This is a genomic window from Tenacibaculum aquaeponti (assembly GCF_057221555.1).
In genome coordinates, this window is sequence record NZ_CM170147.1 from 259,346 (window position 1) to 280,408 (window position 21,063).

The window sequence follows — 21,063 nt, forward strand, 5'->3', positions numbered from 1 at the left end:
GAAATTAAAGAAATTATATTGGTAAGTTAAAATTTGTTGTAAAAATTAACAAAGTTTTATAAAAATAAAGCCGATAGTTTAACTATCGGCTTTATTAATAATTATCCTTTGACCTTATTTTTAAATTTTTGAAACTTATTATTTTGTTTCCTTGGCCAACTATTATTTTCAGTATCTACATCTGCAGTTTCTAAATCAGGATCAATTTCAATATTTTTGATTTCTTTATCAGAAGAGAAAACTTTAGTAACTTCATTATCGTTAAGTCTCCAAATTTGAGCAGGATATTTTTTCCTTTCTTTTGTTCCATCTGAATAAGTAAATTCAACAATAATAGGCATTACTAATCCTCCAGGTTTATTATATGTAATTTCATAGTGGTATTTTGATTTTGGATTTTTCGCAGTTCCGAAACCTAAACCTTCAGTTTTATCTTGAATAAAATCGACAGTGTCTCCTTTTCCAGGTTGAGTATAGAATTTTTTAACAGCTTTAATTCCTATGTCTGTAACATCTGTAGTATAAAACCAACCTCTCCAGAACCAATCTAAATCCATTGCTGAAGCATCTTCCATAGTTCTAAAGAAATCTGCTGGTGTTGGGTGTTTAAATTTCCAACGCTTAGAATATGTTTGGAAAGCATAATCAAATAATTCTGGCCCCATAATAGTGTTTCTAAGTATATATAAAGCGGTGGCTGGCTTACCGTAAGCATTATTTCCAAAGCTGTATACATTATCTCCTTTAGACATAATAGGAGCAATTGTTGCTTGATTACCATCCATATATTTTATTATGTTTTTAGGCAATCCTCTTACAATAGGGAAATTAGGATCATAATCTAATTCAGCTTGCATTTCCATGAAAGAATTTAATCCTTCATCCATCCAAGTCCATTTTCTCTCGTCTGAGTTCACTATCATAGGAAAGAAATTATGTCCAACTTCATGAACAGTAACTTTGATCATTAAATATTTTGTTCTATCAGAATAAGTTCCATCAGGATTAGGACGTCCTGGGTTAAAACAAATTTGAGGATATTCCATTCCCATTTGACCATCTACAGAAATTGCTTTGTGGTATGGGTAATCGAAAGTATAACGAGAATATGTTTTAAGAGTTTGTGCAACTGCTCTTGTAGAATGATCACCATATAAAGGATTTGCTTCTTTAGAATATAGTGAATAACCCATTACATTTTTTCCATTAATATCTACAGCCATAGCATCCCAGATAAACTTTCTAGATGTTGCAAAAGCATAGTCTCTTACATTTTTTGCAGAAAATTTCCATGTTTTTGTTTGTTTAGACTTATTTTTTTCAGCTTTGGTAGCTTCTTTTTGAGTAACAATTAAAACAGGTTTATTGTAGGTTCTTCTAGCTTTAGCTAATCGCTCTTGTTGCTTTTTAGTTAAAACTTCACTTTCATTTTGTAAAACACCAGTTGCACCTAAAATATGATCTGAAGGAACAGTAATATTCACATCAAAATCACCAAATTCTAAAGCAAATTCACTTCGTCCCCAAAATTGGTCATTTTGCCAACCTTCTACATTATCATACACACATAATCTTGGGTAAAATTGTGCTATAACATAGTTGTTATTGTTATCTTTTGGGAAATGCTCATAACCAGATCTACCTCCCTGAGTTCTGTGATTGTTTATGTTGTACCACCATTTGATATTAAATTTAAAAGTACCACCTGCAGCTAATGGTTTAGGTAAATTAACACGCATCATTGTTCTATTAATGATATAAGGTAATTTACTACCATCTGCATTGGTTACTTCAGTAATTTTAAAACCACCATCAAAAGGTTTTTCTGGAAAGAAACGGTTAAAGTTACGCTTACTAATGTTTTTTGGAACTTTAACAGAAGTAATATCCGGAGTTTTAGAATCTGCAGCTCTCATATTTTGGTCTAATTGCACCCATAAATATGGAAGTTCGTCTTCTGAATTATTATGATATACTATTTGTTCACTACCAGTTATTCTCTGTTTCTCATCATCTAAAAAGATGTCCATTTTATAATCAACTTTTTGTTGAGTATACTTTTTTCCTGGTGCACCTGAAGCGGTATGAACTTCATTTGGAGTCGCTAAAAGATCTTCTAATTGTTTGAATTTATTTTCGTTAGTATGACCTTTCTGCGTTTTTCTAGTTCTACTTTGTGCATCTACAGAAATTGTGATAGCAAAGCAGATTAGAAAAAATGAATAAAAAATTTTTTTCATTATCTGTTTATAATTTGAATGTAAGATTTGATAAAGTTAAAGTTTAGTAAATATATTGATTAAAACTTTAACAAACCTTTATCATTTTTTTTAGTTAGAAAAAGGCTTTTTCGATCTCCATTTACTTTTACTTTTATTAAGTTTTGTTGATCGGAGAAGTGTTGAACTAAAACATCATTTTCAACTTCAATACTTTTTACTTCATTTATGTTTTCAATTTCTAAATAGAAGTAAACGATATTTCCATCATATTCTTTACCAATAAAATTATAGTCTACTTGTTTTTCATTAATAGAAATCTTAAAATGATTTTTTAAGTATTTAGTAAGGTAAGAATCTGTATTTTGATGTTCCTTTTGAGTGTTTAATTGTAGGTCAGTATTATAATCAGTATTGATAGCTTTTTCTATATCATCAACAAAAACATTCATAATCATTTCTACTGAATTGTTTGTAGAATTATGCTCAATTTCTGTTAATGCAATGTAGTATTTGTGATCAGTAAAGGATAAAAATGAAATCCCTATAAATAGAATTAGAATTTTTTTCATGACTTGTAAAGCTTCAAAAGCTGAGCCAAATTATTGATTTTTTATAATAAAAGTGAGTTTAGTCCTTTAATTTTTTCAAATATAAAATACTTTTTTCTTTTAAGTTCTCAATAACTTTAAAATGTTCTTCTCGTTGTACATTCATTGTAATTTCATCATCGATACTATAATTGATAAAATTAAGTATTTGATCTTCTGGAATTTTAATTGTTTCTGTAAAGTTTTGTTTACCAACAATATTCATTATTCTTTCTGGTAAATGATCACGAAATACTTCTTTTTTAATACGTTGTTTTAATCTTTTTTCTTCGCTCGAAGTGAATAGAGAAAATTGAACTAATGTTAATCCTTCAAAAGCTAAAATTGGATCTGATTTCATTTCAGATTCACTTTTCTTAATAGCACTAGATAACACAATATTATCTGTTGTTTTTACATTTTCAAATTTAGTTGCTTTTTTTGATTTTTCTACTCCGATATTTTTTGGAGTTTTTTTAATATCTGATGTAAGTCTTTGTAATAATGTAGTTTTTTTTATTTCAATTTCTTCTAGAACGCGTTCTTGTATTTCTAAGAGAATATTAATTTTTTTTCGATCCATAGTAATTGAAGAAATCTTCATTTTTTTACCATAGTGTTGTATTGAAGTAATTTGAAGAACATCTCCGATTTGAGCATTAATTAAGAAGTATCCTTTAGCATCTGAGAAAGTACCTTCTGCTGATGTTAAGTTAATTACATGAGCGTTATCTACTATTCCTAGATTATCAGAAATAGTTCCAGTTATTTGTGTTCTTTGTGCGTAAAAATGAATTGTAAAAATTAAAAATAGAAATATGATTTTTTTCATAGGAAAATAGGTCTAAATGTGAAATAAAAATTCTCATTTAAAATACAAAAAATATTACTCTTTATGAATAAAAAATTATTGTTTTTTTATAATGTTTAAATAATTTTTATGTTCTTTAAAGAAAATATCCATTACTCCAATTAAATCTCCATTTTTAAACTTTTTTTCGATTCCTAATGGTTCACAATACAAAAGGAAATTATGATATTTATCTTTAGGAATACCTAGCTTTTTATGGAAAAAATCATCTCCCAATTTATCTTTTAAAAGTTTAGGGAAACTTTCTTTATATTTTAAATCTTTCTTTTGTTTTTTGTTTTTTTTAGAATTAAAAAAAGAAAGGAAAAAACCAAAATTTATACCTTCAAATTGTTTTGTAGGATCTACAATATTGTTTAAGCGTTTGTTAATTTCATCATTTTTATTGTAATTTAAATTGGCTTCAGGTTTAACGTTAGAAAAATTTAAGGCACCTTTAGAGCTAGCTATGGCTATTTTTTCTAATTTAGGATCTCTTGTTTTATGAAAGGCACTAAATAAATCGCCATTAGTAACTTCCACCTCATTTAATAGGTTACTTTTCAAAAATACTTCACAGTCTAATTTTTTAGATTTTAGAATTTCATTTGTAATTGTAATAATTCTTTTATAGTGTTGAATAGTACTGATCTCTAAAATATCGTTTATCTGTACTTTAATTTCAAATTTACCATTATCATTAGAAATAGTTCCTTTTTTAGTATTTCTATTTAATATATGAGCATTTGAAACAGTTCCAGTTTTATCCTTTATAATTCCATCTATTGTAATTGTTTTTTGTGCAATAGCTATTACAGGTGAAAGAGAGATAAAAAGTATGGTTAATAGATTACGCATTATTTATTATTCTTTAGTTTTTTAAATAATTTAGCTTGCTTTTGAAGAAATTCTATCATTCCAAACTCATTAGATTTACTTATTTTTTTAAAGTCACTGTCGAGGTGACAGAAGTAAATAAATCGAGAAAGATCTGTTGAATCTATTTTTAGTTGATGGATAATATACATTTTATGAGTTTTTTCGATAGCGTCCATTTTTTGCTCGTTTTCAAGAAGTTTCTTCTTTTTTTTAAGTTTAGCAATTCTTCCAGAAAGAGTATTAATAATCAAGTCTAAAGGTACTGGTCCAGCACTAGATGAAGCTGTAAATATTTCACGATCTATTTGTGGTATTTTTTTAGGAAAAGGATTAAAACCTAATTTTTCCATTAGTAATTGTTCTTCACTTTTCTTAATTATTTTGGCATCAGTTCCTATTGTTCCACTTAAATATGTTTTTTTTACTTCAACTTCTTCTAATAAATAATCTTTCAGAATTAAAACTAATTCTAATCGTTTATTTTTTATAATTACGTTGGCAATTATTAAATTTTCTTCTTCATGTTGGATTGAAGTAATTTTTAATTCATCACCTAGTTTTACAGGTAAAACGAAATTACCATTTTCGTCAGAAAAAGTCCCTTGTTTAGATGTAGTATTGATGATATGTGCATTAACAACCTTTCCTGTAGTATCGGAAAGACTCCCTGAAATTTCTATTCTTTTGCTCTGTGAATAGGATAAGAAAGAAATGAGTGAAATAAGATAAAGTAATAGTTTTTGCATATAATTGGTTGAAATGCAAATTAAAGAACTATACTTCTTAAAAAGTTTTAAGGACTCTGTAAATATATGTTAAAGAAAGGCGTGAAGTAAGTTTTGTTTTTGTTAATTATTTTCTTTTTCTAATGTTTTATATAATTGAGCTTGCTTTTTTAAGAATAAAATTAAGTCTAAATTTCCGTTATCATAAGCATTTTTAAAACCATTGTCAAAGTGTGAGAAATATAAAAACCTTGAAACTTCTGTAGAATCTATTTTTAAATCATTAATAATGTAACTTTTATATGTTGATTTTAGTTTTTCTAATTTATCATTATTGTCTAGTATTTCTTTTTGTTTTTCAAGTTTGTCTATTCTTCCTGAAATAGAATTAATAACATAATCTACAGAAACAGTTACACTTATTAAATTATATTGTATGCCACCAGCATAAGCTGTTTTAATTTCTCTCTCAATTTTAGATAGTTTTTTAGGAAAAGGATTAATTCCTAAATTTTCCATTACTTTTTGACGATCACTTTTGCCTATTATTTTAGCGTCAGTTCCTAACCTTCCACTTAAATATGTTTCTTTTATTTCAACCTCTTCTAAGAGATAATCTTTAAGAAATAAAGTTAAATCCAGCCGTTTGTTTTTAATGATAACATTAGCAACTATTAGGTTTTCCTCTTTATGTTGTATGGAAGTAATTTTTAATTCATCTCCTAATTTTACAGGAATAACAAAGTTACCAGCTTCATCCGAAAAAGTTCCTTGTTTCGAAGTAATGTTTATGATATGAGCATCTATTACTTTACCAGAACTATCTGAAAGTGTACCAGATATTTCTATTCTTTTATTTTGAGAATAAGAAAGGATAGAAAAAAATAAAATTAGATAAAGTAATAATCTTTGCATACAATTAATTGATTTACAAATAAAAGAACTATCCTTCTTAAAAAGTTTTAATACAGCTGTAAATTTTTGTTAATTTGAATTATGAAAAGATTAATCATAGCAAGTACTTCAACCGTTCATGGTAGCGGATACTTAGAATATATTTTACCGGAATTATCAATTTTTTTCAAAAATGTAAATACAATTGTATTTATACCTTATGCACGTCCAAGTGGAATTTCTTATGATGTTTATACTGCTAAAGCTAAAGAAGCTTTTGAAAAAATAGGAATAAAAGTAAAAGGAATACATGAATTTGATAATCCTGTAGATGCAGTTAAAAATGCTGAAGGAATCTTCACTGGTGGAGGAAATACTTTTGAATTGGTAAATCAATTATACAAGAATAATGTAATTAATATTCTTAAGGAAGTTTTAGAAAACGGAACTCCTTATTTAGGTACAAGTGCAGGAAGTAATATTTGTGGAGTAACCATGATGAATACGAATGATATGCCAATAGTATATCCACCGAGTTTTGATACCATGGGATTAATTCCTTTTAATATCAATGCGCATTATTTAGATCCAGATCCAACATCGAAACATATGGGGGAAACTAGAGAAACAAGAATTAAAGAATATCATGTTTTTAATGAAACTCCTGTTTTAGGTTTACGTGAAGGAAGTTGGTTGCAAGTAACTGACAATCAGGTTTTGTTAAAAGGAGAATATACTGCTCGTTTGTTTAGAAAAGATGCAGTAGCTGTAGAATTAGATACAGATACTATAATTAAACAGGAAACATTGAGTTAAAAATCGAATAATTTGTAATTTTGTGTTTTATTAACACAAACCTATGCCAGCAATTCAAAATATTAAGGTAGCTGTAGATGCAGTTGTTTTCGGTTACGAAGCCAAGAAAATTTCGGTTTTATTAATAAAAAGAGGAGTAGCACCTTTTAAAGATTCTTGGGCATTACCAGGTGGATTGGTTATGGATGATGAGTCTTTAGAAGATGCTGTAAAACGAGAATTAAAAGAAGAAACTGGAGTTAAATTCGATTATCTAGAACAGCTGTATTCTTTTGGAAAACCTGGTAGAGATCCTAGAAATAGGGTAGTATCTATTACATATTTTGGATTAGTACGTCCTAATCACTTCACTATTAAAGCAGACACAGATGCTAATGATGTACAATGGTTTTCGTTAGATGATTTACCAGAATTAGCTTTCGATCATCAAATGATATTAGATATGGCTAAAGATCGTTTAAAAGCTAAATTGCAATATCAACCCATAGGTTTTGATCTATTAAATAAAGAATTTCCGTTTTCAGACTTAGAAAATTTATACACTACAATTTTAGAACACAAGATTGATCGTAGAAACTTCAGAAAAAAAATATTGAGTTTTGAAATTGTAGAAGAAACCGACAAAATTCATCAGCAAGGTAGCGGTAGACCTGCAAAACTCTTTAAGTTTAATAAAAAGAAATACGATCAATTAGTACAAGAAGGATTCCACTTTGAAATTAAGATAGTGTAATTTTTACACAAATTATTTTGTCAGTTTGTTTTTATGTTTTAGTTTTGCGTAAAAAAAACACAAAAATGATTTTCAATTTAGATTCAACATTTGAACCATTAGGAGGTAACCAAGTAACATTTAAATCGTTCACTTTTTCTGGAGGAGAACCTCACATTAAAATATCGTCTGATTTAACTAATGTTGAAAAAGTAACGATAACAACTAGAGTTACTTCTTTTAATGATGTAGGATTGTTATTGTGTGCAGTTGATGCTGTTAAAAGATGTGGAGTAAAAATAATCAGTCTCTTTATACCATATTTTCCAGGAGCAAGACAAGACAGGGTTATGATACCTGGAGAACCATTAACGGTAAAAGTGTACGCGGATTTGTTAAATAGTTTGAAATTAAATGAAATTACTGTTTTTGATCCACATTCTGAAGTTACTCCAGCAGTTTTAAATGATTGTAAAGTGATAACTAATTATAAGTTCATTGAAAAAGTAATTGAAAAAATTGGATCTGAAGTGTTATTAATTTCTCCTGACGGAGGAGCTTTGAAAAAGATATATAAAGTGTCGGAATATTTAGGGGGAATTGCTGTAGTAGAATGTTCGAAAAAGAGAAATGTAACAAACGGAAAACTGGAAGGTTTTAAAGTTTACGAAGAAGATCTAAGTGGGAAGAATTGCTTAATTGTAGATGATATTTGTGATGGTGGAGGAACTTTTATGGGGTTAGCAGATGAACTGAAAAAGAAAAACGCAGGTGATTTATATTTAGCTGTAAGTCACGGAATTTTTAGTAAAGGAGTAAAACATTTAAAAGAAAAGTTTACAAAAGTGTTTACAACAGATAGTTTTAAAGATGTTGAAGACGTTCAGCAGATAAAATTGGAAACGCTTATGTAATAATGTCAGTTCGAGTAATTCCGATTTATCGGGATTGTATCGAGAACTATTTAAGAGATGAAAACTTCTCGATAAAAATTGAAATTAATCTTGTAACGTCATTCCGAATTTATTTCGGAATCTCATAAAACTATCAAAGAATAATTCGTGATGAGAACCTGAAACAAGTTCAGGTTGACGTAAGTTTATTATTACAAATTGTAGATAATTATAAAAAAATGAAACTGAAATTAAAAAATTATAAAGAACAATTGAATGAATGGCCAGAATCAGGTCATCATATCATGGCTCAATACGATGAAGAAAAAGTAATTGTATATCAGTCATACAGACCAGCGATCGGGAATTTTGCTGTGAGAAACCAATTTTTTGGAGGTCCATTTAAGTATACAAGAATGACTTGGATTAAACCAAACTTTCTATGGATGATGTATAGAAATGGTTGGGGAACAAAAGAAGGTCAAGAAGTTGTTTTAGCAATTCATTTAAAAAGAACAGCCTTCGAACGCTATTTGAGTCAGGCTGTGTATTCGAGTTATCAATCGCATTTGTACGAAAATGAAGAAGCTTGGAAAGAAGAAGTTCAAAATTCAAACATTCGATTACAGTGGGATCCAGATCATGATCCGTATGGAGCAAAACTAGAACGTAGAGCAATTCAATTAGGAATCAGAAACGAAGAAATAGTAAAATTTGGTAAAGAAGATATTATTGAAATAGAAGACATATCAGCATATGTGAATCAACAATATCAATTCGTATTAAACAAAAATTTAGATGCCTTAGAGCTTCCAGAAGAAAAACCATATTTGAGTTTTAATGAAGAAGTAAATCGGTTTTTGAAGATTAATTAAATAAAATTAAGAAAAAGTGAATAGAGCAGGAAGAAAAATAAAAGCAGAAGAGACAGTAAAAATCTTTGAAGATGGTTTTTATTATGATAAAAATAATAGTCGAGTAGAACTAAAAACAGATATAGATAATTCAGTAAAAAACACAGTACATTATACATCTGAAGATTTAGATGAATTAAATGATAACGTAGTTTTAGATAAAAATTTCGATACGATTTTTGAAGTAACTAATGAAGATTCAATTAGTGCAATTTTAAGATTGTCAAAAAATGAAGAAGTAATGTGTTTAAATTTTGCCTCAGCAAAGAATCCAGGAGGAGGCTTTTTAAATGGTTCATTAGCACAAGAAGAAAGTTTAGCATTATCATCAGGATTGCATGAATCTCAAATGAGTGTTTTTGAATTTTATGAAATGCATAGAAAGATGAAATCTTGTTTGTATACAGATAACATGATTTACAGTCCAAATGTGCCAGTCTTTAGAGACCATACAACAGAGCTTTTATCAGAATATCAACAATGCAGTTTTATTACTTCTCCAGCAGTAAATTTAGGAGCAGTAAAACGTAATGAACCGAATAAAGTTGAAAGTGTTCCAAAAGTGATGAGCAGGCGTATTGAAAAGCTTTTAAGTCTAAGTTATGCAAAAAAACACGATACTTTGATTTTAGGTGCTTGGGGATGTGGAGTTTTTCAGAATGATCCTAATGATATTGCAAAGTTGTTTAAATCGCATCTTGACAATAAGTTTAAAAATCAATTTAAAAGAGTAGTCTTTGCAATCTATTCAAAAAATGAAAAGTTTATAGAAGCATTTCAAAAAGAGTTTGATTAAATATAATTTGGAGTTGGTGCCTGAGGTACTCGAAGGCACCAATTCAAAAAATCAAAACCAACAAAATGAAAAAGAAAATAGAACAAACATTTTTAGGATTAGCAGTAGGAGATGCTTTGGGAGTTCCTGTGGAGTTTAAAACAAGATTTGAATTACAGCAAAATCCAGTAAAAACAATGAGAGCTTTTGGTTCTCATAACCAACCTAAAGGAACTTGGAGCGATGATAGTTCTTTAACATTCTGTTTGGCCGAAAGTTTATGTAAAGGTTATAACACAAAATCTATAGCTACAAATTTTGTACGTTGGTATGGAGATAGTTATTGGACGGCACACGGAGAAGTTTTCGATATCGGAATTGCAACAAATACAGCTATAAATGCTTTTGCAAAAGGAACGCCAGCAACATTAGCAGGTGGAACTGGAGAGTTTGATAATGGAAATGGATCTTTAATGAGAATAAGTCCGTTAGCATTTTATGTAAAAGATATGTCAATCGAAGAACGATTTCAAAAAGTTAAAGAAGTTTCTTCAATTACACATGGGCATATTCGCTCTGTACTGAGTTGTTTCATTTATGTGGAGTTTATGATAGGTTTATTAAGAGGATTGGAAAAATTTGAAGCTTACGAAAATATGCAACACATAGTGAATAAATTCTTAAATGAAAATGGGATTTGTTCAGAAAGTGAAATCAATAAGTTTCATAGAATATTAGAAAATCCAATAGGCGATTATATAATAGAACCTGTATATAAATTGGAAGAAAAACAGATTAGTGGATCAGGTTATGTATTAAATACTTTAGAAGCGAGTTTGTGGAGTTTTTTAACTACAGATTCATATGCTGAAGCAGTTTTAAAAGCTGTGAATTTAGGTGAAGATACAGATACAACTGCTTGTGTTACCGGAGCCTTAGCAGGTTTATATTATGAAGAAGAATGTATACCAAAAGATTGGTTACATGATTTAGTAAAAAGAGAAGAAATAATCGATTTATCACATCGGTTTTCAAAAAGTTTAGATTATGAGTAAAATTAAGTTTTACAGTGTTAATGATAAGTGGGGTGAGTTTTCAAATTTTGCTTTATATCCAATTAAATTAGATGGTAAAATTTGGCCAACATCTGAACATTATTTTCAAGCTCAAAAATTTGAAAGTATTACTTACAAGGAAACAATAAGAAAGAGCTCTAGTCCGATGAAAGCAGCTGAATTAGGTAGGTCTAGAAGAATTAAAATAAAAAAGAATTGGGACAAGGTTAAAGATAATGTTATGTATAAGGCAGTCTATGCAAAATTCACACAGCATGAATACCTTAAAGAAATTCTTTTACAAACTTTAGATTTTGAAATAATAGAACACACAGAGAATGATCTGTACTGGGGGGATGGTAAAAATGGTAAAGGATTTAATAAATTAGGTAAAATTCTAATGAGAGTAAGAGACAAAATCAGATGAAAAAGATAAAGTTATATAGGCCAGTAGGAGAAAAAGAAATGCAATTAATAGCTGAAAGTGGATTTAAAAAATTTCCGCCAAGATTAGAATGGCAACCTATTTTTTATCCTGTTTTAAATGAAGAATATGCTTCAGAAATAGCAAGTAAATGGAATACCACAGATCCTTTTGGTAACTATTTAGGGTTTGTAACAGCTTTTGAAATTTCTGAAGATGAGTTTAAAAAATATCCAATCGAAAATGTAGGCGGGAAAATTCATAATGAATTATGGGTTTCAGCAAATCAGTTGGAAAGTTTTAATGATTCGATACAAGGAGAAATAAAAACACTTAAAGTTTATATCGGTAAAGATTATAAAACTAGTGAAAGTCTACTTGTAAATGAAATTATGAAAACTGTAGAAAATTTTCATAATTAAGTAATATGTCAGTTCGAGTGATTTTTCTGAAGATTGAGTTTATCGAAATCGGAAGAAAAATTGTATCGAGAACAAATTAAAATATCTCGATGCAATTCTAATATATTGGAATCACTCGATATGATAATAAAACAAGAAATATGAAAATAGAATTACATAAAGGAGATATTACTAAAATAGCAGTAGATGCAATTGTAAACGCAGCAAATTCTAGTTTATTAGGTGGTGTTGGAGTAGACGGAGCAATTCATAGAGCAGGAGGGAAATCTATTTTAGAGGCTTGTCAAGAGATTCGAAATCGACAAGGAAAATGTAAAACTGGAGAAGCAGTAATTACAACAGCAGGAAATTTACCAGCTAAAAAAGTAATCCATACTGTTGGTCCGGTTTATAACGGAGGAAATCGATTAGCGTTGGAAAAAGAATTATTAACCAATTGCTATAAAAATAGTTTGTTATTAGCGAAGGAACATGATTTAAAAACGATTGCTTTTCCCAACATTAGTACAGGAATTTACAAGTTTCCTAAACAATTAGCAGCAGAAATAGCTATTGAAACGGTAAAAAAACACCCAGTTGTAGAAAAGCTAATTTTTGTCTGCTTTGATGAAGATAATTACAGGATTTATGAAGATATTTTGAAATGAAAGGAGTAAACCATTATTTGTTTTGATTTTTGATTCTTTGTATCAAGACAAAATGAATGCAACAGATGATATGATGTAAACTCTCAATTAAAAATGATAAAGAAATGAAAGAGATAAAATATATAAAAGGTGATGCAACTTCACCTCAAGCAAAAGGAGTTAAAATTATAGCCCATATATGTAATGATTTAGGAGGCTGGGGAAAAGGATTTGTTTTGGCTATTTCAAAAAGATGGAAAGAACCAGAGACCAGTTATAGGAAATGGCATAGAGAAAGATCAGAAAATGATTTTAAGCTTGGAAACATTCAAATTATACAGGTTGATGAGTTTGTATATGTATGTAATATGATAGGGCAAAGAGGAATGAAAACTGGTAGTAATGGAGTTCCAATACGATATGAAGCAGTTAATAAATGTCTCGCAAAATTGTCTGATGTAGCGAAAGAGTTAAATGCTTCTGTACATATGCCAAGAATAGGATGTGGATTAGCAGGAGGTAAATGGGAAAAAATAGAGCCAATTATCACAGAGAATTTAATAAAAAATGAAATCGATACAATAGTGTATGATTTATAATAAAAGTTATCAAGAATACAAGGAGACAAAATAATCTGTAAATAGATTACTTCTTGTCTCGAAATAATAAAAAAATAAAAAGATGAAACTAACCATACATGGATATTCAACAGCATTATTTTCAACATGGTACTTTATTGAAGAACTTGGATTGTTATTTGATGCTGGCGACGGATTAACATCCAATTTATTAGGAAAGTGTGGTAAAATAAAAAACATTTTTATCTCACATGCAGATAGAGATCATTTAGGTGGAATTTTTCAGTATAATCAATTGTTTGCACATCGTAAACCAAATATTTATTATCCGAAAGATTCAGGATCGTTTCCATTTATACAAAATTTCACTAGTCAATTTGATCCACATACATATGGAACAAGATGGAATAGATTAGAAGATGAACAAATTATTCAGATAAAATCAGGTATCGAAGTTTTATGTTTTGAAAATCAACATATAGATGTGAAGGATCAATTGAAAAGTTTGTCTTTTCAAGTATTTGAAACAAAACATAAGTTGAAGCAAGAGTTTTCGAATTTGTCTTCAAAAGAGATTATCGCTATAAAACAAGATAAAGGAGAAGATTTTATCAAAGAGAAGATTAAAAACTCAGTTCTAGTGTATTCAGGAGATACACCAGTGTATGATTATTCTAAATATGATAATTGTGGAGTGTTAATTCATGAAGCCACATTTTTAAAGAAAGAAGAAGTAGAAAAAGGGAATGATAAAAATAAACACAGTTCTTTAGAAGAAGTGCTAGAAATGGTAAGTCAAATCAATATTGAAAAACTGATTTTAGGTCATTTTTCATCGCGGTATGATATGCAACAGATCGATCAAACAATTAAAGAGCTCATTAAATACTATAATATTAAAATACCAGTATTTAGAGTTCCTTTAGGAAGATATCAAAGAGATATTTTAAATCAAAAACCTTTAAATTAACTATATATAGTTAAAACTTGAGATTGCGTATAAGTGTATAATGTCAAAACGACGCAGTTGAGATCAATTAAAAACAAAACAAAATGAACGAAAGAGAAATAAAAAGTATAAGTAAGTTTCTAAGTCTATTACTAAGACATCAACCTGATTTAATCGGATTGAAATTAGATGAAAATGGTTGGGCAGATGTAGCTGAACTTATTGAGAAATCGAAAAGAAAAGGAAAGCACTTTTCAATAGAAAAACTAGAAGAAGTAGTTGCAACAAACGATAAAAAGCGATTTAGTTTTAATGAAGATCAAACGAAGATTAGAGCCAATCAAGGTCATTCTTTAAAAACGATTGATTTAAAATTAGAAGCTATTCAGCCACCAGAATATTTATATCACGGAACGGTGCCTAAGTTTATGCAATCGATAAGAGAAAAAGGATTGCAAAAAATGAGCCGACAACATGTGCATTTAAGTCAAGATATAGAAACAGCTAAAAAAGTTGGAAGTAGAAGAGGAGTTCCAACGATTTTAACTGTTCGCTCAGGAGCTATGCATATGGCAGGATACGAATTTTACCAATCTAAAAACGGAGTATGGTTAACAGATCATGTGCCAGCAAAGTTTATAGACAAATAAAACAACTATGAAAAAAATTAATGTACACGACGAAATATTTTTAATAGAAAACTTCCTTTCAGAAGAAGAGTGTTTTGAGTATTTACTAAAATACCAGACAGTAGAATTTGAAGAAGCAAAAATTTCTGTAGATGGAAATCAGGTAATGAATAAAGGAGTTCGTAATAACGATCGTTATTTGTTTTTTGATGAAGATTTAGGAAAAGATTTTTGGAATCGATTACAAGATTTTATTCCTAAGAAAGTTGGATTTTATGAAAGAATTGGCTTAAATGAAATGTTTCGAGTGTATAAATACACCAAAGGTCAGCGCTTTAAAATGCACATAGATGGAAGTTACAGAAGGAATTTAGAAGAGCAAAGTTTCTATTCTTTTCTAATTTATTTGAATGATGATTTTGAAGGAGGAGAAACAGCTTTTCGAAACATTGGTACAGTAAAACCAAATAAAGGAACTGCTTTAGTTTTTAGACATCGATTACGTCATGAAGGAAAAGAGTTAATTTCAGGAGTAAAGTATGTGTTAAGAACAGATGTAATGTACAGAAGAGTTTAAAAATTAATCAAGTAAAGTGTCATGAAAATAAAACTAGTATATAAAGAACCAGAATTAGGTAAAGCTTGGGAATCTTACTTTTCAGAATTTGAAGATGTTGAAATTATTGGAGAAGATATCGTTAAGGTTGCTTGCGACGCTATAGTCAGTCCAGCAAATTCTTTTGGTTTTATGGATGGAGGTTTAGATATTCATTTATCAGAAACTTTAGGTTGGCATATTCAAGACGAATTACAAAAACGAATAGCTCAGTTAGATGAAAGAGAATTATTGGTAGGGCAGTCAATGATAATTCCAACGGAGAATGAAAAAATCCCGTATTTGATATCTGCTCCAACAATGCGAGTTCCTATGAGTTTTAATATTGCAACTTCTGTAAATGCTTATTTAGCAATGAAAGCAATTTTAATAGCGGCAAAAAAACACGAAGAAATTCATACCATTGCTGTTCCAGGTTTATGTACAGGTTGTGGAAGAATGCCTTTTGATATTGCAGCAAATCAAATGTTTTTAGCATACGATGAAGTTATTTTAGGAAATTATAAAGACTATAAAACCTTTGGTGACACACAAAAATTCCAATATCGATTAAATGAAAAAGGATTGATATGGGATTATTAAAATTTAAAAAATGGCTAATTATCAGGAAATAAGAGCCAGTTATGATAAAAATACAATAACTGTTTATCAGGCTTATAACAAAATAATAGCAACGAAAGCTCTTAAAAATAATCGATTTGAATCGCCTTTTTCATTTACCAGAATGACATGGATTAAACCATCATATTTATGGTTAATGGAACGAAGTAATTGGGGGACAAAAAGTAATCAAGATTATATTTTGGGAATTAAAATAAAACGAATTAAATGGGAGAAAGCTTTAGAAATGGGGGTATTAACAGATCCTGATACTAAAGTTTATAAAAGTGGAATGGAATGGGAACAAAAATTTAAAGAAGCTAAAGTTCATATTCAATGGGATCCAGAACGAAATATTAGAGGAAATAAATTGGAACATAGATCTATTCAAGTAGGAATCAGTAGGTGCTTAATACATGAATTTAATGAAGAATGGATTCAAGAAATTGTTGATTTTACTCCTTTAACGAAGAAAATCAATGAGCTGAGGAAGAAAGGAAAATATACCGAAGCCAAAAGACTTCTTCCCAAAGAACGAATTTATAAATTGCCTTCTTCATTAGAAGATAAAATAGGCATAAGATAATTTTAGAGATAAATTATACACTAGAAATAGTTATGATGTACAAAAGAGTTTAAAAGTTAATTATGAGAAGTGTCATAAAGAGAATACACCTAAAAATCTACCACAAGATGTGTTAAGAATGAAAAGCTGTCTGAGTGAAACGAGTTCATCGAGGATATTCTTTTTTAGAGTGATATGATCTTAAGGCTAGATTTTTTGATTCTTTTTTCATCAATGGAAAAAAGAATGATAAATAAAGAAATAAAATGAAAGAGTTAAAAGAAATACTAACTAAAGTAAATTCAAAAAATAATAGAAATAACATCACATTCCTTACAGGAGCAGGAATATCATCAGCAAGTGGAATACCAACTTACCGAGGAACAGATGGGATATGGATAAAAGGAACGAAATATTACAAACCCGAATCGTTTGGAACTTTTGAACATTTTAGTAAGAATGCAGATGAAGTTTGGCAATACACATTTTTTAGAAAGAAAATGTTTGCAGAAGCTAAACCGAATGCTTCGCATTTTAAATTAGTTGAAATAGAAAACACTTTACAAGATCGTTTTCATTTAATCACACAGAATATAGACAACTTGCATCAAAGAGCAGGATCTAAAACTGTATACGAAATACATGGTAATTTAAGAGAAATGCGTTGTGCAGATGAATGTTCGAAAGATGTTTATGAAATGTCTAAAGAGATTCAGTTAAAAGCTATAGATGAGGATTTAAGTTATGATGAAAAGCAATTATTAGTTTGTCCAAAATGCGGAACAGATACGCGTCCGAATATTTTATGGTTTGACGAGTTTTATAATGAACGAAATTTTAAATTACACACAACATTAAAAATAGCTAAAAATTCTGGAGTTTTAATAATTTTAGGTAGTTCTGGTGCTACTACTTTACCGAATAGATTAGTAGAACAAACAATTAAATACGGAGGGGCTGTAATAGACGTAAATCTAGAAGACAACAACTTTACAGAAAACTTCGGAGATAAAAAGAAGTTTTACAAGTTTAGAGGTACAGCGCTAGATTTTTTAACACAATTTCAAGAGGCATTATAAAATGGAACCAAGAACATTTACCATAGGAGATATACACGGAGGCTTATTAGGCTTACGTCAGTTAATTGATAAATTAGAATTACAACAAAACGATACCTTAATTTTCTTAGGAGATTATGTAGATGGTTGGAGTGAATCTGCTCAGGTTATCGATTATTTAATGAAATTAAGAGAAAAACACGATTGTATTTTCATAAAAGGAAATCACGATGAATATTGCGAAAACTGGTTAAGAAGTGGAATAACGAATGACATTTGGTTATTTCATGGAGGTGTTAAAACAATTGAAAGTTATGAAGGGTATACAGAATATGATAAACAACAGCACTTACAGTTTATAGAACAGATGAAATTATTTCATATTGATGCTGATAATCGATTGTTTATTCATGCTGGTTTTTCATCAATGCACGGACCGCAAAAAGAAGTGTATGAATCTAATTTTAATTGGGATCGAACACTTTGGGAAACGGCAATTTCTTTAGACAAAACTTTAGATAAAGATTCACCATTGTACCCGAAACGATTGACCTTATTTCATGAGATTTATATCGGACATACACCAACAACAAGATATAATCAATTTGGGCCAATGAACGGAGCTAATGTTTGGAATGTAGATACCGGAGCAGCTTTTAATGGATGTTTAACGGCTTTAAATATCGATACGAAGGAGTTTATACAAAGTAAAGAGTTATATTCATTATATCCAGATGAAAGCGGAAGAAATGAAAGTTCATATAATGTTATTAAAAAGAAATATAATATTCCAGATTAATAAACTTTATAATTATTCGAAATGTATAGTTAAAGAATACACGTCAACCTGAATTTATTTCAGGTTCACATCAAAATAAGATTGAAGAATATAATATTTTAAATTAATAATAAATATAAGCTGTCATTAGAAAATAAGCCTAAAAATCCACCGTAAGACACGTAAAAAATAAAAAGTTGTTTAAGCGAAGCGAGTTCTTTTTATTTAGTGTCGAGGATGAGGTTTTAGAACGTAATTTTCTTAAGACTAGATTTTTTTGATTCTTTTTTCATCAATGGAAAAAAGAATAATTAACTATTTAAACTAATTTCATGATTGTTATTCAAAGTAAAAGAAGAAAGATAGAAAACATTTTAAAAGATTTTCCAGATGCAGTTATAGTTGATGTAACTTCAAAAGGAGAAATGCCAATGGTAAAATTTAGTCCGTTTTATCCTTTAGGAAATATTCCAATTCCTTTTTCTGAAGGTAAATATTCAGCTTCTGTAGAAGGAATATGGCAAGGATTAAAAGTTTTTGAAACACATGATGTAGATGAATCAAAGTTTGAGGTAACTTCCATGAAAGGTTTAAAAAGAACAGTTCGAAAATTTGGAAAACCTTTAGGACATAGAAAAGGAGTAAAAGGAGAGGAGTTGTTAGATTATATATCAGCAAGAAAAGAAATTTATTTACCAGTATATAATTGGGTTTTAGATCATGTTTTACAAGATGAATTAAGAGAGTTAACTAAATTATCTAAAAGTAAAACATTAGTTCTTTTAGATTATGAAACAAATGAAGATATCGAAAATCCTAGAAAACCTCTATCTCATGCTGGATTAATTAAAATGAAAATAGAAGGAAGATTATAGAATATAAAAGCTATGAAATATTCAAATACAACTATACAAGAAAGATATAATACAGGAGAACATTTAAAATACATATTCTTCTGGGGACATCAACCAAAGAAAGACGGAAGTATAAGCAAATCATGCTTTAGTCAGTGGTGGGAGTCTGATTTTGTTATCAACGGAATTGCATACAAAACTGCTGAACATTACATGATGGCAGAAAAAGCTAGATTGTTTAACGATGATGAGGTTTTAGCAGAAATCTTATCCTCAAAACATCCGCATGATGTGAAACAACTAGGACGAAAAGTTAAAGGATTCAATTCATCAGTTTGGGATAATCAGAAATATTTAATAGTCTATAAGGGGAATTTAGCAAAGTTCTCTCAAAACGACGCATTAAAAGAATTTCTAATCAACACTAAAGATAGAATTTTGGTAGAAGCTAGTCCGTATGATAAAGTATGGGGAGTTGGTTTGGCTTCAGATTACAAGAATATTGAAAATCCGAACAGGTGGAAAGGATTAAATTTGTTAGGTTATGTTTTAATGGAAGTTCGTGATAAGTTAGTAGAAAAATGAAGTTATATGAAATATTATTAGGAACAGCAATTGGAGACGCTTATGGAGCAGGTGTAGAATTTCAAGATAGAAATTGGATAAGAAAACACGTTGATTTTTCCTCTTTTGTAAATGTAAGGCACAAGATTCAAGTACCTGATGAAAAGATAAGTGTATTCACTGAAAATTATCATGAATGGGAATATACCGATGATACCGAAATGACTATTGGTGTATTAAAAGCATTACAGTCTAAAGAAAAGTTTTGTGAAGCTTTATTAGTACAAAAATGGACTGAAGAGTATGAAAAAGGAAAATTAGAAAAAGGTTACGGACGAAACGGACATGGATCTATGCGTTGGTGTTTTTCTGGCGAAAAGACTATTGAAGAAATTCGTGAATTTCAAAAAGATCGTCCAAATCCTGGAAATGCTCCAGCAATGCGATCTGTTCCTTTAGGTTTAATAAAAAGTGATCTTATAAATCAATATGCAGAAATCAATGCAAATGCAACGCATCCTAATATAAATGCCATATTATCTAGTCAATGTATCGCCAGAGCAACAGAGTTTTTAATCCAGAAGAATGGTAATGTAAAAGATGTAATAGCTTATTGTTTTAAAACAGTTTCATTAAATGAGGAATACAAGACGTATCTACGTTTGATTGAAGATTTACCAGATTATAATGATTTAACAAATAATGATTTTGTCACTCTTTGTGGAAAACAACCAATAGAAGTTCCTTATTTTTTAAGCGGAATTCATGGAATGCCTTCAGATTCAAAATATACAACAGGTTGCGTTTTGTATATTTTAAAACAGAGTGCAGATGCTTTTGATGCATTACAAAAATCAATTTATTTAGGAGGAGATGTAGATTCAGTAGCTTCTATTACAACTAGTATAATGGCTGGAATACATGGTTTAAAAAGTATTCCAAACTACATGATTGATAATGTAGAAGGGAAAAATTACTTTAAAAAAATAGTTAAAAACTTTAAAATTTAATTTAATTGTGTAAATGTAACGCAAAATATTTTGTAGATATGTTTTCTTGAATTATATTTGTGTTGTAA

26 protein-coding genes are annotated in these 21,063 nt (G+C 29.3%); 20 read left to right on the forward strand and 6 right to left on the reverse strand.

Going from position 1 to position 21,063, the window contains the following annotated elements:
• Positions 1–101: 101 nt before the first annotated feature.
• The 6 genes from AC2TEO_RS01205 to AC2TEO_RS01230 all read right to left on the reverse strand — a co-directional run bounded on the left by AC2TEO_RS01205 (position 102) and on the right by AC2TEO_RS01230 (position 6,178).
• Positions 102–2,240: a M1 family metallopeptidase gene (locus AC2TEO_RS01205; RefSeq protein WP_442266361.1), complete on the reverse strand. Its 2,139-nt coding sequence runs from the start codon at positions 2,238–2,240 to the stop codon at positions 102–104.
• Positions 2,241–2,299: 59 nt separating this feature from the next.
• Positions 2,300–2,791 carry a DUF6702 family protein gene (locus AC2TEO_RS01210; RefSeq protein ID WP_442266362.1) on the reverse strand — a complete coding sequence of 164 codons (492 nt, stop codon included), beginning with the start codon at positions 2,789–2,791 and terminating at the stop codon, positions 2,300–2,302.
• A gap of 58 nt (positions 2,792–2,849) precedes the next feature.
• The gene (locus AC2TEO_RS01215; protein WP_442266363.1) at positions 2,850–3,641 is read right to left on the reverse strand and encodes a hypothetical protein; all 792 of its coding nucleotides are present in this window, start codon (positions 3,639–3,641) and stop codon (positions 2,850–2,852) included.
• Positions 3,642–3,716: 75 nt separating this feature from the next.
• A complete protein-coding gene (locus AC2TEO_RS01220) occupies positions 3,717–4,517 on the reverse strand; it encodes a BamP family beta-assembly machine protein (protein WP_442266364.1) in 801 nt (266 codons plus the stop codon).
• Positions 4,517–5,284: a BamP family beta-assembly machine protein gene (locus tag AC2TEO_RS01225; protein ID WP_442266365.1), complete on the reverse strand. Its 768-nt coding sequence runs from the start codon at positions 5,282–5,284 to the stop codon at positions 4,517–4,519. The genes AC2TEO_RS01220 and AC2TEO_RS01225 overlap by 1 nt, the downstream gene beginning before the upstream one ends.
• 102 nt (positions 5,285–5,386) lie before the next feature.
• The gene (locus tag AC2TEO_RS01230; protein WP_442266366.1) at positions 5,387–6,178 is read right to left on the reverse strand and encodes a hypothetical protein; all 792 of its coding nucleotides are present in this window, start codon (positions 6,176–6,178) and stop codon (positions 5,387–5,389) included.
• Between the two features lie 81 nt (positions 6,179–6,259).
• On the opposite strand from AC2TEO_RS01230, the gene pepE reads away from it, so the two are divergent.
• From pepE to AC2TEO_RS01330, 20 genes are all read left to right on the forward strand, one after another.
• A complete protein-coding gene (gene pepE / locus AC2TEO_RS01235; RefSeq protein ID WP_442266367.1) occupies positions 6,260–6,973 on the forward strand; it encodes a dipeptidase PepE in 714 nt (237 codons plus the stop codon).
• Positions 6,974–7,016: 43 nt separating this feature from the next.
• The gene (locus AC2TEO_RS01240; protein ID WP_442266368.1) at positions 7,017–7,706 is read left to right on the forward strand and encodes an NUDIX hydrolase; all 690 of its coding nucleotides are present in this window, start codon (positions 7,017–7,019) and stop codon (positions 7,704–7,706) included.
• 65 nt (positions 7,707–7,771) lie between these two features.
• Complete coding sequence (prs, locus tag AC2TEO_RS01245; RefSeq protein WP_442266369.1) at positions 7,772–8,599, forward strand: ribose-phosphate diphosphokinase; 828 nt, start codon at positions 7,772–7,774, stop codon at positions 8,597–8,599.
• Positions 8,600–8,817: 218 nt separating this feature from the next.
• Positions 8,818–9,453, forward strand: a complete 636-nt coding sequence (locus AC2TEO_RS01250) for a DUF4291 domain-containing protein (protein ID WP_299840071.1) — start codon at positions 8,818–8,820, stop codon at positions 9,451–9,453.
• A gap of 16 nt (positions 9,454–9,469) precedes the next feature.
• Positions 9,470–10,288 carry a TIGR02452 family protein gene (locus AC2TEO_RS01255; protein ID WP_442266370.1) on the forward strand — a complete coding sequence of 273 codons (819 nt, stop codon included), beginning with the start codon at positions 9,470–9,472 and terminating at the stop codon, positions 10,286–10,288.
• 65 nt (positions 10,289–10,353) lie between these two features.
• Entirely contained in the window at positions 10,354–11,322 is a 969-nt protein-coding gene (locus tag AC2TEO_RS01260; RefSeq protein WP_442266371.1) for an ADP-ribosylglycohydrolase family protein, read from the forward strand.
• The gene (ybiA, locus tag AC2TEO_RS01265) at positions 11,315–11,749 is read left to right on the forward strand and encodes a riboflavin biosynthesis intermediates N-glycosidase (protein WP_442266372.1); all 435 of its coding nucleotides are present in this window, start codon (positions 11,315–11,317) and stop codon (positions 11,747–11,749) included. The genes AC2TEO_RS01260 and ybiA (AC2TEO_RS01265) overlap by 8 nt, the downstream gene beginning before the upstream one ends.
• Positions 11,746–12,168, forward strand: a complete 423-nt coding sequence (locus AC2TEO_RS01270; RefSeq protein ID WP_442266373.1) for an ADP-ribosylation/crystallin J1 — start codon at positions 11,746–11,748, stop codon at positions 12,166–12,168. Before ybiA (AC2TEO_RS01265) ends, AC2TEO_RS01270 begins: the two co-directional genes overlap by 4 nt.
• Positions 12,169–12,308: 140 nt before the next feature.
• Entirely contained in the window at positions 12,309–12,815 is a 507-nt protein-coding gene (locus AC2TEO_RS01275; RefSeq protein ID WP_442266374.1) for an O-acetyl-ADP-ribose deacetylase, read from the forward strand.
• 104 nt (positions 12,816–12,919) lie between these two features.
• The gene (locus tag AC2TEO_RS01280; RefSeq protein WP_442266375.1) at positions 12,920–13,393 is read left to right on the forward strand and encodes a macro domain-containing protein; all 474 of its coding nucleotides are present in this window, start codon (positions 12,920–12,922) and stop codon (positions 13,391–13,393) included.
• An 82-nt stretch (positions 13,394–13,475) separates the two neighbouring features.
• Positions 13,476–14,342, forward strand: coding sequence for an MBL fold metallo-hydrolase (locus tag AC2TEO_RS01285; protein WP_442266376.1), 867 nt, complete (start codon positions 13,476–13,478; stop codon positions 14,340–14,342).
• A gap of 83 nt (positions 14,343–14,425) precedes the next feature.
• Positions 14,426–14,971 (forward strand): RNA 2'-phosphotransferase, encoded by a 546-nt coding sequence (locus AC2TEO_RS01290; protein ID WP_442266377.1) that lies wholly within the window; start codon positions 14,426–14,428, stop codon positions 14,969–14,971.
• Positions 14,972–14,978: 7 nt separating this feature from the next.
• Positions 14,979–15,527: a prolyl hydroxylase family protein gene (locus AC2TEO_RS01295; protein WP_442266378.1), complete on the forward strand. Its 549-nt coding sequence runs from the start codon at positions 14,979–14,981 to the stop codon at positions 15,525–15,527.
• 21 nt (positions 15,528–15,548) lie between these two features.
• Positions 15,549–16,148 carry a macro domain-containing protein gene (locus AC2TEO_RS01300; protein WP_442266379.1) on the forward strand — a complete coding sequence of 200 codons (600 nt, stop codon included), beginning with the start codon at positions 15,549–15,551 and terminating at the stop codon, positions 16,146–16,148.
• 10 nt (positions 16,149–16,158) lie between these two features.
• Complete coding sequence (locus AC2TEO_RS01305) at positions 16,159–16,752, forward strand: DUF4291 domain-containing protein (RefSeq protein WP_299677949.1); 594 nt, start codon at positions 16,159–16,161, stop codon at positions 16,750–16,752.
• Between the two features lie 245 nt (positions 16,753–16,997).
• A complete protein-coding gene (locus tag AC2TEO_RS01310) occupies positions 16,998–17,810 on the forward strand; it encodes an SIR2 family NAD-dependent protein deacylase (RefSeq protein WP_442266380.1) in 813 nt (270 codons plus the stop codon).
• A 1-nt stretch (position 17,811) separates the two neighbouring features.
• Positions 17,812–18,588 carry a metallophosphoesterase family protein gene (locus AC2TEO_RS01315; RefSeq protein WP_442266381.1) on the forward strand — a complete coding sequence of 259 codons (777 nt, stop codon included), beginning with the start codon at positions 17,812–17,814 and terminating at the stop codon, positions 18,586–18,588.
• 311 nt (positions 18,589–18,899) lie between these two features.
• Positions 18,900–19,442, forward strand: a complete 543-nt coding sequence (locus AC2TEO_RS01320) for a DUF6939 family protein (RefSeq protein WP_442266382.1) — start codon at positions 18,900–18,902, stop codon at positions 19,440–19,442.
• 12 nt (positions 19,443–19,454) lie between these two features.
• Positions 19,455–20,006, forward strand: a complete 552-nt coding sequence (gene ybiA / locus AC2TEO_RS01325) for a riboflavin biosynthesis intermediates N-glycosidase (RefSeq protein WP_442266383.1) — start codon at positions 19,455–19,457, stop codon at positions 20,004–20,006.
• The gene (locus AC2TEO_RS01330; protein ID WP_442266384.1) at positions 20,003–20,995 is read left to right on the forward strand and encodes an ADP-ribosylglycohydrolase family protein; all 993 of its coding nucleotides are present in this window, start codon (positions 20,003–20,005) and stop codon (positions 20,993–20,995) included. The genes ybiA (AC2TEO_RS01325) and AC2TEO_RS01330 overlap by 4 nt, the downstream gene beginning before the upstream one ends.
• The last annotated feature ends 68 nt before the right edge of the window (positions 20,996–21,063 follow it).